This window comes from Latilactobacillus parasakei, from assembly GCF_049674265.1.
Lineage (GTDB): Bacteria > Bacillota > Bacilli > Lactobacillales > Lactobacillaceae > Latilactobacillus > Latilactobacillus sakei.
This window is the reverse complement of sequence record NZ_CP186861.1, coordinates 897940-912450: the sequence shown is the minus strand read 5'-3', so window position 1 is coordinate 912450 and position 14511 is coordinate 897940. Positions and strand designations below refer to the sequence as shown.

Sequence of the window (14511 nt, the reverse complement as noted above, 5' to 3'; positions counted from 1 at the left end):
GTTAACGGGGCAAAATGCTATACTTATGGGGAAAGTTCAGCGGGCTGTTTAGCAGGTGTGATTAGCATCTGTTTTAGGTTGGCAGGATTGAATAGGTTGGAGGGTTTATTTAATGGAGATGTTCGTTAATATGTTGCTTACCTTTTTCACGACACCATTGTTATGGGTGGCGATTGTGTTTGCTTTTTGGTTAGCGCTGCATCGTATAAAACATGAACGACAGACATTTAGAATTGCTGTCAATCCTAAGTGGCCAGAGTTAAAACTATTTTGGTGGCATGGGTTATTAGCGGGCTTAGCGCTCAGTTGTTGTACCTTGTTGTTGGGCGTCACGATTAATTTAAATTGGTGGTTAGTCTATCAAATTGTCGCGGTAGTGGCCTTATTATTAATGCCGATTGGCTTTGCTGGAAACGTCCTCATTTTATTGAGTGCTTTATTGTACTTAATCAGTACGCTGATTTGGCCGCAATACCAGATTTTAGCTGGGAACAGCCTATTAGCAGAACTATTAATTGTCGCGGGATTAGTCACGATTCTAACAGGCTTTTTACAAAAATGGGATGCCACTAAGGTGGTGACGCCACACGTCATCACGAGTAGCCGAGGCCGGATGACAGCGATGTTTACGAGTCGTCAAATTTATTTAGTACCTGTTTTCTTTTTAATCCCAGGCACGCATCAGTTGCCTGATTGGGGCTTTTGGCCAGTCTTACGTATTGGGCAGCAATCATTTAACATCGTCATCTTACCGTTAATTCTCGGTTTTTCAGTTAAAGCGATTAAAGAATTGATGTCAGCGTTAGTGGCACGTGATTTGCGGACCCAAATAACGTTTGGCGGTGTGATTGTGGTGGCTGGAATCATTAGCTTTATATTCCCAAGCATCATATTGAGCACGTTAAGTGTTGCGTTAATTATCTGTTTTATCTTACAATGGCGATTGAGACAACAAAGCCGGGCGAATAAGCAACATTTTACAAAACCGTATGCCGGCATTCGTATTTTGGGGGTTCTCGAACAAACACCAGCCGCTAAGATGGGGTTAGAAGCTGGGGATGTGATTGTAGAATGTAATGGCCGAGCAATTTCAAACAATGAAAATTTTTATCAGGCGATTCAAAGTCATTCGACTTATTGTCATTTGAAAGTTCAAGATCTTCAGGGTGAATATCGCATTACGGAAAGTGCTGTTTTTGCCGATGCACCCCACGAATTAGGTGTTATTTTATTTCCAGAGAATTGATTAGAGAAGGATGACATTGATGAAAACGATTCTAGTGGTAGACGATGAACCAGCAATCTTGACATTGTTGAGATATAATCTAGAGCAAGAACATTTCAAGGTAATGACGGCAACGGATGGTGCTCAAGCGCTAACGATGGCCTTACAACAAAAATTCGATTTTATTATTTTGGATTTGATGTTACCAAAACTAGATGGGATTGCGGTAACTAAAAAGATTCGGGAAGCTAAATTGAAAACGCCGATTATGATTTTAACGGCTAAGGACAATGAAACGGATAAGATTGTCGGCCTTGAAGTTGGCGCAGACGATTACGTGACGAAACCCTTTAGTCCCCGCGAAATTATCGCCCGAATTCGAGCGATTGAACGCCGGACAGCCCAACCAGTTGAACAACCCGTTGAACAAGTGTCTGAGACGATTGTGGTCGGTGATTTAAGTGTGGACGAAACCGAAGTAATCGCTAAAAAAGGTGATCACAAGTTGCACTTAACACCGAAGGAATTTGAATTATTAGTGTACTTTATGCACCGTCTTAATAAGGTGCAAAGTCGCGAAAAATTATTAAATGCCGTTTGGGGCTTTGACTACCCAGCTGAAACCCGGATGGTTGACATTCAAGTGAGTCATTTGCGCGAAAAAATTGAAGATGATCCGCGCCATCCTGTTTATCTGAAAACAGTTCGTGGTTTTGGGTATCAGTTGGAGGACCCCGCACATGACCAAGCATGATCAAGTGAGATTTTATAAGCTAGCCACTATTTTAGTGGCTATTTACATAGCCTTTATTTTACTCATTAATTTAGTGATTTACCGTCAGCAAAATGCAACGCTCAAAGAACGAAGTGCCGATTACGCCTTAATCGTGAAGGACGCTAGTTTCAAGCGGCAAAAATGGCTACAACAAAATAAATTACAAGTCGTCACGCCACAGTCGTCACACCACACCAAGTTGGAACGGTCAGTGGCTGATGTTTTAAATCGTGATCATACCACGCGCAATTTTAGTGTTAGGCAAAAGATCAATGGGCGTTGGTATTTAGTTGCGGTCCATCAATCGAGTCAGCCAACGTTTGTCTTATTGATGCCACAACAACGCTTCTGGCATACTTGGCCGGAAATCGCCCTGACAGTGACTGTTTTGTATTTACTATTTAGTCTGATTATTCTTTTACAATTCAAGCGTCAACGGAGTCATTTTTATGAGCATTTGAAGATTTTGGTGGCTAATATTCATCATATTCGCTACGAAGAAACGCCAGAACCAATTATTTTCCAAAAGGACGCGTCATTATACGTCCTCGCACACGAAGTGAACCAATTAAACAAGGATATGCGTCACATGCGGCAAAAGATTGCCATCCAACAAGGCAGTTTTGATCGGTTGATTGATCATTTACCGGTCGGAGTAATGGTGATTAATGAAAACCGGCAAGTCGTGCTGCATAACGAGGCAATGGGCCAGTTATTGGAGACAACGATCGAAACCCAAAAGCATCCGTATATCGATGATATTAAGACCTATGAATTAACGCGGATGATTGAACATACTTTCCGGTATCGACGGAGTCATCACCAAGAAATTCAGCTCATTCAAAATCGGGAACGGTTTGTGGATGCCAATGTGGTGCAGTTAAATACTGTGAAGTCTAAATTCCAGGCGTTAGTGATTTTGTATGATTTAACCGATATTCGCCGGGTTGAACAGATGCAGCTCGATTTTGTTAGCAACGTCAGTCATGAATTGAAGACGCCGGTCACGGCAATTACAGGTTTTGCTGAAACACTGTTAGCGGGAGCCAAGGATGATCCGGAAACCTTGCAGCAGTTCTTGAAGATTATTTACGAAGAAAGCACGCGCCTGACAGCCTTAATTCAGGATATTTTGGCATTATCACACTTGGATCGCCAAGACCAAACACAGGCCCAAGACATTGCGCTAAAAGCGATGGTTGTAGCTAACCTAGAATTGATGCAACAAAAGATCCAGCAAAAAGAAATTCATGTTTCCGTCAATATTCCGGAGACATTAACGTTTAAGACGCAAAAGATGAAGTTAAACCAAGTCTTAAAGAATTTAATCGCCAATGGGATTACTTACAACAAACAAGCAGGATCGCTGGTCATTACCGCTCAGGCCGATCAACAGCAGTTGACCATTCAGGTTGTTGATTCCGGTCTTGGTATTCCAAGTGATTTACAAGAACGGATTTTCGAACGATTCTATCGCGTTGATCAAGCCCGGGCCACACATAAGAGTGGGACTGGGTTAGGCTTAGCGATTGCTAAGGAAATTACCGAAAGTATCGGTGGTCAATTGACGGTTGAAAGCCAGCTAGGAGTCGGTAGTCAGTTTACTTTAACCTTTCCCTTAGCGTGATTTACAAAATATTTACATTCAATAGTGTTAGATTTTACAATTCTTTTCTATAATTAATCAAAGGGTTTAAATGGAATTCGTGGAGGATTAGCATGCGTAAACGTAGTGTTATTGGCTTATTAGTCACATTCGTTGTATTACTATTAACTGGTTGTCAATCTAAACAAAATGGACAGTCAGTCACGGCAGTTGGGTCATCGGCCTTACAGCCATTGATTGAAGCGTTAGCCGAACAATACAGTGCCCAACATTCAGGTCAATTTATTAACGTTCAAGGTGGCGGTTCTGGGACTGGGTTAAGCCAGATTCAAGAAGGTGCCGTTCAAATGGGTAATTCTGATTTATTTGCAGAAGAAAAAGCCGGCATTAAAGCGGACAAATTAGTCGATCATAAGGTGGCAGTTGTTGGTATTACACCAGTCATCAATAAAAAAATTGGCGTTAAGAATTTATCGCTGACGCAGTTGGCTAAAATCTTTAGCGGCGAAATTACGAACTGGCAGCAAGTCGGCGGTCCTGATCAAGAAGTGGTCTTGGTTAACCGGGCACAAGGTAGTGGGACGCGTTCAACCTTTGAACAATGGGTAATGGGTAATCGCAAAACAAAACCAGCGCAAGAACAAGATTCAACCGGGATGGTCCGTTCAATCGTGGCCAATACACCCGGGGCGATTAGTTATCTAGCCTTTTCTTACGTGGATAGCACGGTTGCAACGCTTAAACTGGATGGTGTTGCACCAGATGATCAAAACGTTATGAATAATACTTGGCCAATCTGGTCATACGAACATGTTTACACTAAAGGTCAACCAACGGGACTAACCAAAGAATTCTTGGCCTATGTTTTATCGGATAAGATTCAAAACAAACAAGTTAGCAAAATGGGTTACATCCCAGTCGCACAAATGCAAGTTGAACGGTCGTTAGACGGCACAATTACGAAGGTTAAGTAGGTGGCAAAAATGGATCCAATTAAGGCAAGTTTACTGAAAAAATCACGGGCGGCGAAAACCGAAAGCCGTGGAAAATTAATCAGTTTATTGTGTATCAGTTTAATCGTTTTTATCGTTCTGGCTATTTTTTACTTTGTGGCCTCTAAAGGACTCGCAACCTTCTTTAAGGATAAGGTCAGCCTATGGCGCTTTTTAACCCAAAGTGATTGGAATCCAAGTCTTAAGGATAGTCATGGTCGACCAGAAGTTGGGGCGCTCCCAATGATTATGGGCTCGTTTGGCGTGACGTTCTTGGCAGCCTTATTGGCAACACCATTTGCCATTGGTGCTGGGATCTTCATGACAGAAATTTCACCTAAACGGGGGGAAAAGATTTTACAACCCGTTATGGAATTACTGGTTGGGATTCCATCTGTTGTGTATGGTTTTATCGGGTTATCAGTAGTTGTCCCAACAATGCGCCATATCTTTGGCGGCAGTGGTTTTGGGATTTTAGCCGGAACCTGTGTGTTGTTCATCATGATTTTACCAACGGTGACTTCAATGACCGTTGATGCTTTGAAGAGTGTGCCACGGCACTATCGGGAAGCGTCATTGGCATTAGGTGCCACACGTTGGCAAACAACTTGGAAAGTCGTCCTAAGATCGGCAACACCTGGGATTTTAACCGGGGTTGTCTTCGGGATGGCACGGGCGTTTGGTGAAGCACTTGCCGTTCAGATGGTTATCGGGAATGCGGCCTTAATGCCACATAACTTGATTTCGCCCGCCTCAACATTAACCAGTGTCTTGACAATGGGAATCGGGAACACCGTTATGGGCTCACTTGCCAATAACGCCTTATGGTCATTGGCACTGCTCTTATTATTAATGTCACTATTATTTAACTTATTAGTTCGTTTAATTGGTCGGAAGGGAGCAATGGGTCGCTAATGGATGCAAAAAAATGGGATAAAGTTGCAACCGGCGTTTTAACACTAATCGCTGGCTTAATTGTTTTATTATTGGCAAGTTTACTAGGTTATATCTTAATTCGCGGGTTACCGCACGTGACTTGGCAATTTTTGACGAACCCAGCGTCAACCTTTACAAAAGGTGGCGGGATTGGCGTTCAACTCTTTAATTCATTCTACCTATTGGTAATTGCGATGGTGATTTCCGTGCCACTTTCAATTGGTGCTGGGATTTACCTCGCTGAATACGCCCCTAAAAACTGGGTCACAAACGTCGTCCGGACGGCAATTGAAGTTTTAAGCTCTTTACCATCAGTCGTGGTTGGTTTGTTTGGTTTCTTAGTCTTCGTTATTCAATTTAAATTAGGCTTCTCAATTTTAGCGGGGGCTTTGGCCCTAACCGTCTTTAACTTACCATTATTAACACGAAACGTTGAAGATGCTTTGAAATCAATCCACTTTACACAACGTGAAGCTGGTCTTGCGCTTGGTTTATCACGTTATGAAACGGTTAAACACGTCATTATTCCAGAAGCGTTACCCAATATTATTACGGGGATGATTTTAGGAGCCGGCCGGATTTTCGGTGAAGCCGCTGCTTTAATTTACACAGCAGGTCAAAGTGCGCCGTCATTAGATTTCACGAACTGGAATCCAACGTATATCGCAAGTCCTTTGAATCCAATGCGTCCAGCCGAAACATTGGCTGTGCATATTTGGAAAATTAATTCTGAAGGCATTATGCCGGATGCGACAGCTGTATCAGCTGGGGCATCGGCCGTCTTGATTATCGCTGTCCTATTATTCAACTGGTTAGCACGGGTAATCGGCAAGCGCGTTTACCGCAAAATGACAGCAGCATAGGAGAAGTTTATGGCAGATTATGATTTAACAAAAACACATATCAAAAAATTAGCAGAACCTAAACATGAAATTGCGTTGTCAACTGAAGATTTAAACGTCTACTATGGTGACAAACGTGCGATGCACGATGCGTCATTACAATTTGAACGTTATCGGATTACGGCGTTAATCGGGGCTTCTGGCTCAGGTAAATCAACGTATCTCCGGAGTTTAAACCGGATGAATGATAATATTGCTAATACTCGTGTGACCGGGAAGATTATGTATCGGGATGTTGATATCAATAGTGATGAAGTTGACGTTTATAAGATGCGCGAACATATTGGGATGGTTTTCCAACGTCCTAATCCGTTTGCTAAATCTATTTACGACAACATTACATTTGCTTTGAAACAACACGGTCAAAAAGATAAAAAGTACCTAGATGAAATCGTCGAAACAACGCTTAAACAAGCTGCTCTTTGGGATCAAGTAAAAGATTCTTTGAATAAGAGTGCCTTGGCCTTATCAGGTGGGCAACAACAACGGCTTTGTATCGCACGCGCAATCGCGATGAAACCTGATATTCTCTTGATGGATGAACCGGCTTCGGCTTTGGATCCCATCTCAACAAACACCGTTGAAGAAACATTAATTCGCTTGAAAGAACAATATACAATTGTCATTGTGACGCACAATATGCAACAAGCAGCGCGGATTAGTGATTACACAGCCTTTTTCCATTCAGGGCACGCGCTCGAATTTGATGAAACCCGGAAGATGTTTACCCGTCCTAAGATTAAAGCGGCAGAAGATTATGTGTCTGGTCATTTCGGCTAGCATACAAGGAGGTTTGCCAGTTGGCGAATAAAATTATTGAATCCTCAGATGTTCATTTGTTCTATGGTAAAAATGAGGCCTTAAAAGGCATTAATATGGATTTTGCAGAAAATGAAATTACGGCGTTAATTGGGCCTTCTGGTTGTGGTAAGTCAACGTATCTGCGGTGTTTAAACCGGATGAACGATTTGATTGATTCCGCAACGGTGACGGGCAAGTTTTTACTTAATGGTCAGGATATTTATGCGCCTGAGATGGATACCGTTAAATTACGGAAGGAAGTAGGGATGGTTTTCCAACAACCTAATCCATTCCCATTTTCAATTTACGATAATGTTGTCTACGGGTTACGTTTATCAGGCGTGAAGGATCACCGCGTTTTGGACGAAGCAGTTGAAACCAGTTTGAAACAAGCTGCCGTTTGGGATGACGTAAAAGATAAACTCCACGAAAGTGCTTTGTCACTTTCAGGTGGGCAGCAACAACGGGTCTGCATCGCCCGGGTACTTGCTGTTAAGCCTAAAGTCATCTTAATGGACGAACCAACATCTGCACTGGACCCAATTTCGAGTACAAAAATCGAAAATATGTTGCTAGAATTGCGCCAACAGTATACCATTATAATGGTGACGCATAATATGCATCAGGCTTCTCGTATTTCGGATAAGACAGCATTCTTTTTACAAGGTGAATTAATTGAATATGCACCAACGAAGAAAATCTTCTTAAACCCAACCGAAAAAGAAACGGAAGATTATATCAGTGGCCGCTTTGGCTAAGAAAGAAGGGAATAGCATGCGTAGACTTTTTGAAGATGAATTGAATGAACTACACGTTCGTTTTTCTGAAATGGGCATGATGGTCAATGAAGCCATCTATAAATCTGTTAAAGCCTTCATTAATCACGATAAGCAATTGGCAAGAGAAGTGATTGCAGATGATCATAAGATTAATGAACGGGAAACGGATTTGGAACGTAAGAGTTTTGAATTAATTGCACTTCAACAACCCGTATCGACTGATTTACGAATTATCGTAACCATCATGAAGGCTAGTTCTGATTTGGAACGAATGGGCGATCACGCGGTTTCAATCGCTAAATCAACGATTCGTGTGAAGGGCAATACCCGTGTACCGGATATCGAAAAAGATATTGCGGATATGGCCGACAAAGTAAAACAAATGGTAGAAGAAGTCTTGGATGCCTACGTTAAAGAAGATCGGCGCCGAGCAATTACGATTGCTGAAGAAGATACAGCGATTAACGCTTATTCGGAAAACATTTACGATGACTGTGTTAAAGAAATGCAACGGGATTCAGAAACAGTTGTTGGCAGCATGGATTACATGCTTGTTGCCAGTTATTTGGAACGAATTGGTGATTACGTTACAAACATCTGTGAATGGATTGTTTACTTAAGAACCGGTAAAGTCGTCGAATTAAATTCAAACGACAAAGAAGACGAATTTTAAAAGAGTGTTTTATCAGCCGGTTGTATTCTGAGAATCAGCATAGAATAGCGAATGATTGCTGGAAGCAATCATTTGGTATTCGTAGCTAACCGGAAGAATATGGCTGATAAAACACGTTTAAGAAGAGAGTTCGTTTAAGTTTGCTCAGTTTCTGAGCATTAACACAGCTCCGTAAATAACTGATGCAATCGGTTGTTTGAGGAGCAGGGTTAAGCGCAGGAAACTAGACTTAAAAAGCACGTTTGAACTAATAATATTCGCCAATCAAAAAGGGGCGGTAGACAAAAGCGATTTTGTCCCACCCCTTTTTAATGTTTGATAAAGAGGAGTCGTAACAATGCAAAAACAAATTTACCTAGCGGGTGGCTGGTTCACCCCTAAACAAGCAGACATGGTCGCACGCGCCCACAAAGCGTTGGCAGCTAACCCAACAGTTGGGTATATCCATAGTCCACAAGAACATCAATACAAAGATGTTACTGAAGATAATGATCCTAACGGTTTATTCGGTGGTTACGAATGGGCTAACCAAACTTATCAAAACGACATCACTGCAATGGACTTAGCCGATATGGCCGTTGTTTTATGGGATATGGCTGATGAAGATACCGGGACTGCTTTTGAAGTCGGTTATCTTAACGCAAGCCACACGCCAATTGTGTTTGTTTGTGAAGATGACTTGCAAGAAAATCCGATTAACTTAATGTTAGCTAAAGGCATCAGCAAGTGTGTGACGGATATTAATGAATTAGAAACCTTAGATTTCCAATTTGTAGCAGGCGAACCTTACCCAGGTAAAATCATTTAACCTCGTATTTTCAAATTGAAAAAAGCCCGTCTGAATTATGATAATTCGGACGGGCTTTTTTAATGGCCTTCTTATAATTGCCCCCGTTAAATAGCGGTTTGTTAATCTGGTTAAAAAGAACAATTCATTTCATTGTAAACGATTACATTGCGTGCTATGTTTTACTTATCAAATGGACAGGAGTGATTGGATGACTAAAACGTTAGAAGCATTCTTGCACGAAGGGCTAGCATCATTGAAGGAACAGGGGTTGTATAACACAATCGATGTTCTAGAAGCGCACAATGGGCCAGTGATTAAAATTAACGGTCGCGAACTGATTAATCTAGCGTCTAATAATTATTTAGGCTTTGCTAATCGCGATGAATTAAAAGCAGCGGATCAGGCTGCCACGCAAAAGTGGGGTGTTGGGGCTGGTGCAGTGCGGCCAATTAACGGGACGCTCCAGATTCATCAAGACTTAGAAGCTAAGATTGCCGAATTTAAGGGAACAGAAGCGGCAATCGCGTTTCAATCTGGTTTTAACTGTAATATGGGCGCGATTTCAGCCGTGATGACTAAAAATGATGCGATTCTTTCGGACGAATTAAATCACGCATCAATTATCGATGGCTGTCGCTTGTCAGGCGCGAAGATCATTCGTATCAAACATCAAGATATGGCAGATTTAGAAGAAAAAGCAAAGGCGGCAACTGAAAGTGGTCTTTACGAAAAAGTGATGTACATTACCGATGGCGTCTTTTCAATGGACGGTGATGTGGCTAATTTACCCGAAGCCGTTAAAATTGCTGAGAAGTATCAACTCATTACTTATGTTGATGATGCGCACGGCTCTGGTGTGATGGGGCATGGGAAAGGAACTGTTAAACATTTTGGCTTACAAGACAAGATTGATTTCCAAATGGGGACGCTCTCCAAAGCAATCGGCGTTGTCGGTGGTTATGTTGCGGGGACCCAGGCATTAATTGATTGGTTGAAGGTTCGTGGTCGCCCATTCCTGTTTTCAACCTCATTAACACCTGGCGCAGCGGCTGCTTGTATTACAGCGCTAGATTTAATCATGGCGCACCCCGAATATGTGGATCAGTTGTGGGAGAATGCCGATTACTTCAAGGCTAAATTAAAGGCGGTTGGCTTTAAAGTCGCAAAATCGGAAACGCCAATTACACCGGTAATTTTAGGCGATGAACAATTAACCCAAAAATTCTCGCAAGCATTGGTTGCAAATGGTGTCTATGCCAAACCAATCGTCTTTCCAACCGTACCATTAGGAACGGGGCGGATTCGTAACATGCCAAGTGCTACGCACACTAAAGCAATGTTAGATGAGGCAGTGACGGTGTATGAAAAAGTGGGTCGTGAACTAGGGATTATCTAAATTCAAAGGAGGAACTAACATGCATAAAGTGATGGTAACGGGTTGTTTAGGACAAATCGGATCAGAATTAGTGGCTCAATTGAGAGCACAAAACGGTGTCGATAGTGTGATTGCAACGGATATTCGCCGACCAGACCATAACGAAACGGTTGAAAGTGGCCCGTTTGAAGTGTTAGATGTGACGGACTATGATCGAATGCTTAAAATTGCGACAGATTATCAAGTCGACACACTCATTCATCTAGCTGCATTATTGTCAGCAGTGGCTGAAGAACGGCCACAATTTGCTTGGCAGTTAAATATGACCGGCCTCGTCAATGCATTGGAGGTTGCCCGTGAATTAGATTTGAAATTCTTTACACCAAGTTCAATTGGGGCATTTGGCCCTAGCACGCCTAAAGATAATACACCACAAGATACGATTCAACGACCAACAACAATGTATGGCGTGACTAAAGTGTCTGGGGAATTGCTCTGTGATTACTACCATACTAAATACGGCGTTGATACACGGGGCGTTCGCTTCCCAGGCTTGATTTCTTATAAGACGTTGCCAGGCGGTGGCACGACCGATTATGCGGTCGATATCTACTATGAGGCTTTACGCAATGGCCATTATGAATCATTCATTAAAGAAGGCACTTATATGGATATGATGTATATGCCAGATGCTATCGGAGCCATTATTAAATTGATGAATGCTGATCCAGAACGCTTGATTCATCGAAACGCTTTTAACATTACGGCAATGTCTTTTGAACCAGAACAAATTAAAGCTGCGATTCAAAAAGAACTGACAGACTTTGAAATGACTTACGCTGTTGATCCAGCGCGCCAAGCGATTGCGGACTCATGGCCTAACCAAATTGACGCGAGTTGCGCCAAAGCGGAATGGGATTTTGAACCCCAATATGATTTAGAAGCAATGACTAAGGATATGCTGGCGCAATTAAAAACTAGAATCTAATTGTAGTAAAGGACCGGGCCCCAATCGCCCGGTCTTTTTTATGTCCCAACTGAGTATCGCTCGGAGTACCTAAATAAAAATCAACCTTTGGACCTATGACATTTCCAATTAAAATGGGCATAATAGAACCATAGTCAAGTGTGACAGATATAGAGGTCATCATTTAAACCAATGGAGGTCATAACAATGAATGAACGTCAAAGAATTTTAGACTTAGTGAACCAAGGTGTATTAACATCTTCAGAAGCCTTAATCTTATTAGAAAATTTAGCTAAAAACAATCAAAATACAACTAAAATGTCAGCAGAACCTGAAGTCCCTGATATTGATGATAACGAACAAGAATCGGCACCAGAAACTGATCAACGCGCGATCGTTGAAGAACGCGCCAGAGAATTAACAATTGCGCTATCAGGTGTTAACCGTCAATTACAAGACTTGAAGCAAAAAATTCAAGCTGATCAAGAACAAGTAACTGTGCTTGATACGATGGAAGATTTAGATAGCCTGACAAGTGAAAAGGCGGCTGAACGTCAAGCACTCAAGGCAGCTGTTTTACAAAACCAAGCTCAAATTGATGACTTGGAAGAACAACGGCAAACCTTAACGGAAGAATTAAATCAAATTGAAAAACAACGTCGGCAGATGGCGAAGAATCAATGGTCTGAAAAGCTAGGCCTTTCAGATGATTGGAAAGAAAATGCCAGCGAAACTTTCGATGAAATTAGCGGTCGTTTAGGCGAAGCAAGCCTACATCTTGGTAAATTCATGAAGGAAACTGCTAAAAATGTGATGGATAATGTTGACTGGAAAGAAGTTAACTTCAAGGTGCCAGGTTTGGCAACCGAAAAATTCACGCATGAATTTATTTACTCAGATGTGACACCAGAAATGATTAACGTCAAAGTAGCCAACGGGAACGTCGATTTCAAGATTTGGGATCAACCCGAAATTAAAGTTGTGGCTCAAGTCAAACTTTACGGTAAGATGGGTGAACCAACAGCTCGCGAAGCTTTTGAAGCCCGTAGCAATATCAATGTCACCGATGCTGATTTGGTTTTCCAAGTGCCTAACAAACGCATTCAAGCGGACTTAACATTCTACTTACCTGCTAATAATTACTTACAAACTAACGTTAAGTTATTAAACGGCGATATTGCATTAGATGGATTCACAGGGCGTGATTTATACCTTAAAACGACAAATGGTCAATTAACATTGAACAGTACGAATGTCGCAATGTTAGAAGCAGAAAACGTCAATGGCGGGATTACGGTTAATGACGGGCACTATGAAGATATTCTAGGAACAACCGTCAACGGCAATATCGTGATGAAAGCCCAAGTGCTAAATAGTAGTGTTTCAACTGTTAACGGTGACATCAAAGTTTCTTTCAACGATAATCAGTTACAACATTTGAAAGCTAAGTCGGTTAATGGTACGGTTAAGTTAGCCTTACCACAAACGATTGGCTTTACACTTGAAGCTCGGACACGTTTTGGGATGATCAAAAATCGTTTAGCCAATACGCAAACGGTTGATCAACACCAAAGCACAGGCAGCCAAATGTTACAATTAGCACGAAACGAAGATATGCAAGCAGCCCAATTAACATTAGGCACGACAACTGGTAATATCTTATTAAAAGACAAAGAAAACTAAAAAATAATGAATGGTGGTTTCTGAATAATGGCACAAAAGAGATTATATAAATCAAGAGATAACCGGATGATTTCCGGTGTAATGGGTGGGATAGCAGAATACTTCAATGTTGACGCGACATTGGTTCGAGTGCTCTACTGTTTGTTCTCAATCTTCTCAGCAGCTTTCCCAGGGATTGTCGTCTATATCATCTTGGCCCTTGTTATTCCGGAACGGCCAAGTCAAACGCGTCGCGATTCTCATGATGAATGGAGTGAATATTAATGCCTTTTCTATTAATACTAGTCCCAATTTTGGCGATTATTCTCGCCATTACGGTAATGGGCGTCTTGATTGGCTCAGTGATGATTCTCTTCAAGTTCGCTATTCCGTTACTAGTGATTTGGCTCATTTACCGCTTAATTGTCGGTCATAATAAACCACGTCACCATTACCACGAACAACAACATCAAGCCTATTACAGCCAACCGAGCGATTCTCGGGGGCGTAAGGAAGCACGTGATGTGAAGGTCGATGATGACAACTGGAGTGATTTTTAATGCGCTATTGGACACGCGTTTTAGTGAATACAATCTTATTTATCGCAATTTCGGGCTTACTACCAGGACTGTTTCATGTTGATGGGATTTTAGTCGCCTTAGTGGCAAGTATTGTTTTATCAATTTTAAACGTGCTAGTAAAACCTATTTTGCATATTCTCTCATTTCCAATTACGTTTTTAACACTCGGCCTTTTCAGCTTAGTGATTAACGGGATTATGTTGGAATTAACGTCAATCTTCGTCAGTTCAGGGAGCACTTTCCCGAACGTTACGTTTGGCTTTTCAGGATTAGGCGCGGCGATTGTCGTGGCGTTCATCCTATCAATTGCCAATACAATCATTGGCAATCAATTTAGCAGAGAGCGTTATTAATAATAAAGCCTGCATCAGAATTTTGATGACAGGCTTTATTTTTAGATTAATTTAAGAAAACGCCTACATTAATGTTGAAAAATGTCTCTAAAAG

The 14511-nt window shown here is 41.7% G+C and carries 16 protein-coding genes; all 16 read left to right on the top strand.

The annotated features are described in order from the left end of the window. Nucleotides 1-112: 112 nt before the first annotated feature. The 16 genes from ACPBEH_RS04665 to ACPBEH_RS04590 all read left to right on the top strand — a co-directional run bounded on the left by ACPBEH_RS04665 (nucleotide 113) and on the right by ACPBEH_RS04590 (nucleotide 14417). Nucleotides 113-1246, top strand: coding sequence for a PDZ domain-containing protein (locus ACPBEH_RS04665; RefSeq protein ID WP_424349887.1), 1134 nt, complete (start codon nucleotides 113-115; stop codon nucleotides 1244-1246). A 19-nt stretch (nucleotides 1247-1265) separates the two neighbouring features. Beyond that, a complete protein-coding gene (locus tag ACPBEH_RS04660; RefSeq protein ID WP_424349886.1) occupies nucleotides 1266-1979 on the top strand; it encodes a response regulator transcription factor in 714 nt (237 codons plus the stop codon). Next, complete coding sequence (gene pnpS / locus ACPBEH_RS04655; RefSeq protein WP_424349885.1) at nucleotides 1966-3627, top strand: two-component system histidine kinase PnpS; 1662 nt, start codon at nucleotides 1966-1968, stop codon at nucleotides 3625-3627. The genes ACPBEH_RS04660 and pnpS overlap by 14 nt, the downstream gene beginning before the upstream one ends. A gap of 92 nt (nucleotides 3628-3719) precedes the next feature. Further along, nucleotides 3720-4580, top strand: a complete 861-nt coding sequence (locus tag ACPBEH_RS04650; RefSeq protein ID WP_424349884.1) for a phosphate ABC transporter substrate-binding protein PstS family protein — start codon at nucleotides 3720-3722, stop codon at nucleotides 4578-4580. A 9-nt stretch (nucleotides 4581-4589) separates the two neighbouring features. After that, a complete protein-coding gene (gene pstC / locus ACPBEH_RS04645; protein ID WP_424349883.1) occupies nucleotides 4590-5513 on the top strand; it encodes a phosphate ABC transporter permease subunit PstC in 924 nt (307 codons plus the stop codon). Further along, complete coding sequence (gene pstA / locus ACPBEH_RS04640; RefSeq protein ID WP_016264731.1) at nucleotides 5513-6397, top strand: phosphate ABC transporter permease PstA; 885 nt, start codon at nucleotides 5513-5515, stop codon at nucleotides 6395-6397. The genes pstC and pstA overlap by 1 nt, the downstream gene beginning before the upstream one ends. 9 nt (nucleotides 6398-6406) lie before the next feature. Further along, a complete protein-coding gene (pstB, locus tag ACPBEH_RS04635; RefSeq protein ID WP_011374213.1) occupies nucleotides 6407-7216 on the top strand; it encodes a phosphate ABC transporter ATP-binding protein PstB in 810 nt (269 codons plus the stop codon). A 20-nt stretch (nucleotides 7217-7236) separates the two neighbouring features. Continuing rightward, the gene (gene pstB, locus ACPBEH_RS04630; RefSeq protein ID WP_011374214.1) at nucleotides 7237-7995 is read left to right on the top strand and encodes a phosphate ABC transporter ATP-binding protein PstB; all 759 of its coding nucleotides are present in this window, start codon (nucleotides 7237-7239) and stop codon (nucleotides 7993-7995) included. Between the two features lie 16 nt (nucleotides 7996-8011). Beyond that, nucleotides 8012-8689, top strand: a complete 678-nt coding sequence (phoU, locus tag ACPBEH_RS04625; protein ID WP_424349882.1) for a phosphate signaling complex protein PhoU — start codon at nucleotides 8012-8014, stop codon at nucleotides 8687-8689. Nucleotides 8690-9026: 337 nt separating this feature from the next. Continuing rightward, on the top strand, nucleotides 9027-9497 hold the full coding sequence (locus ACPBEH_RS04620; protein ID WP_011374216.1) for a nucleoside 2-deoxyribosyltransferase: 471 nt from the start codon (nucleotides 9027-9029) through the stop codon (nucleotides 9495-9497). Between the two features lie 190 nt (nucleotides 9498-9687). Then, the gene (locus ACPBEH_RS04615; protein ID WP_424349881.1) at nucleotides 9688-10875 is read left to right on the top strand and encodes a glycine C-acetyltransferase; all 1188 of its coding nucleotides are present in this window, start codon (nucleotides 9688-9690) and stop codon (nucleotides 10873-10875) included. Nucleotides 10876-10894: 19 nt separating this feature from the next. Then, complete coding sequence (locus ACPBEH_RS04610) at nucleotides 10895-11842, top strand: L-threonine 3-dehydrogenase (RefSeq protein ID WP_424349880.1); 948 nt, start codon at nucleotides 10895-10897, stop codon at nucleotides 11840-11842. 186 nt (nucleotides 11843-12028) lie between these two features. Next, complete coding sequence (gene liaX, locus ACPBEH_RS04605; RefSeq protein WP_424349879.1) at nucleotides 12029-13504, top strand: daptomycin-sensing surface protein LiaX; 1476 nt, start codon at nucleotides 12029-12031, stop codon at nucleotides 13502-13504. 27 nt (nucleotides 13505-13531) lie between these two features. After that, nucleotides 13532-13768, top strand: coding sequence for a PspC domain-containing protein (locus tag ACPBEH_RS04600; RefSeq protein ID WP_016264736.1), 237 nt, complete (start codon nucleotides 13532-13534; stop codon nucleotides 13766-13768). Beyond that, entirely contained in the window at nucleotides 13768-14043 is a 276-nt protein-coding gene (locus tag ACPBEH_RS04595) for a hypothetical protein (RefSeq protein WP_094365652.1), read from the top strand. Before ACPBEH_RS04600 ends, ACPBEH_RS04595 begins: the two co-directional genes overlap by 1 nt. Further along, nucleotides 14043-14417 (top strand): phage holin family protein, encoded by a 375-nt coding sequence (locus ACPBEH_RS04590; RefSeq protein WP_025016320.1) that lies wholly within the window; start codon nucleotides 14043-14045, stop codon nucleotides 14415-14417. Before ACPBEH_RS04595 ends, ACPBEH_RS04590 begins: the two co-directional genes overlap by 1 nt. Nucleotides 14418-14511: the final 94 nt, after the last annotated feature.

Bases quoted from the DNA above. Each gene is read 5' to 3' on its own strand.
- ACPBEH_RS04665 (WP_424349887.1), top strand. From the start codon at position 113: ATGGAGATGTTCGTTAATATGTTGCTTACCTTTTTCACGACACCATTG.
- ACPBEH_RS04660 (WP_424349886.1), top strand. From the start codon at position 1,266: ATGAAAACGATTCTAGTGGTAGACGATGAACCAGCAATCTTGACATTG.
- pnpS (WP_424349885.1), top strand. From the start codon at position 1,966: ATGACCAAGCATGATCAAGTGAGATTTTATAAGCTAGCCACTATTTTA.
- ACPBEH_RS04650 (WP_424349884.1), top strand. From the start codon at position 3,720: ATGCGTAAACGTAGTGTTATTGGCTTATTAGTCACATTCGTTGTATTA.
- pstC (WP_424349883.1), top strand. From the start codon at position 4,590: ATGGATCCAATTAAGGCAAGTTTACTGAAAAAATCACGGGCGGCGAAA.
- pstA (WP_016264731.1), top strand. From the start codon at position 5,513: ATGGATGCAAAAAAATGGGATAAAGTTGCAACCGGCGTTTTAACACTA.
- pstB (WP_011374213.1), top strand. From the start codon at position 6,407: ATGGCAGATTATGATTTAACAAAAACACATATCAAAAAATTAGCAGAA.
- phoU (WP_424349882.1), top strand. From the start codon at position 8,012: ATGCGTAGACTTTTTGAAGATGAATTGAATGAACTACACGTTCGTTTT.
- ACPBEH_RS04620 (WP_011374216.1), top strand. From the start codon at position 9,027: ATGCAAAAACAAATTTACCTAGCGGGTGGCTGGTTCACCCCTAAACAA.
- ACPBEH_RS04615 (WP_424349881.1), top strand. From the start codon at position 9,688: ATGACTAAAACGTTAGAAGCATTCTTGCACGAAGGGCTAGCATCATTG.
- ACPBEH_RS04610 (WP_424349880.1), top strand. From the start codon at position 10,895: ATGCATAAAGTGATGGTAACGGGTTGTTTAGGACAAATCGGATCAGAA.
- liaX (WP_424349879.1), top strand. From the start codon at position 12,029: ATGAATGAACGTCAAAGAATTTTAGACTTAGTGAACCAAGGTGTATTA.
- ACPBEH_RS04600 (WP_016264736.1), top strand. From the start codon at position 13,532: ATGGCACAAAAGAGATTATATAAATCAAGAGATAACCGGATGATTTCC.
- ACPBEH_RS04595 (WP_094365652.1), top strand. From the start codon at position 13,768: ATGCCTTTTCTATTAATACTAGTCCCAATTTTGGCGATTATTCTCGCC.
- ACPBEH_RS04590 (WP_025016320.1), top strand. From the start codon at position 14,043: ATGCGCTATTGGACACGCGTTTTAGTGAATACAATCTTATTTATCGCA.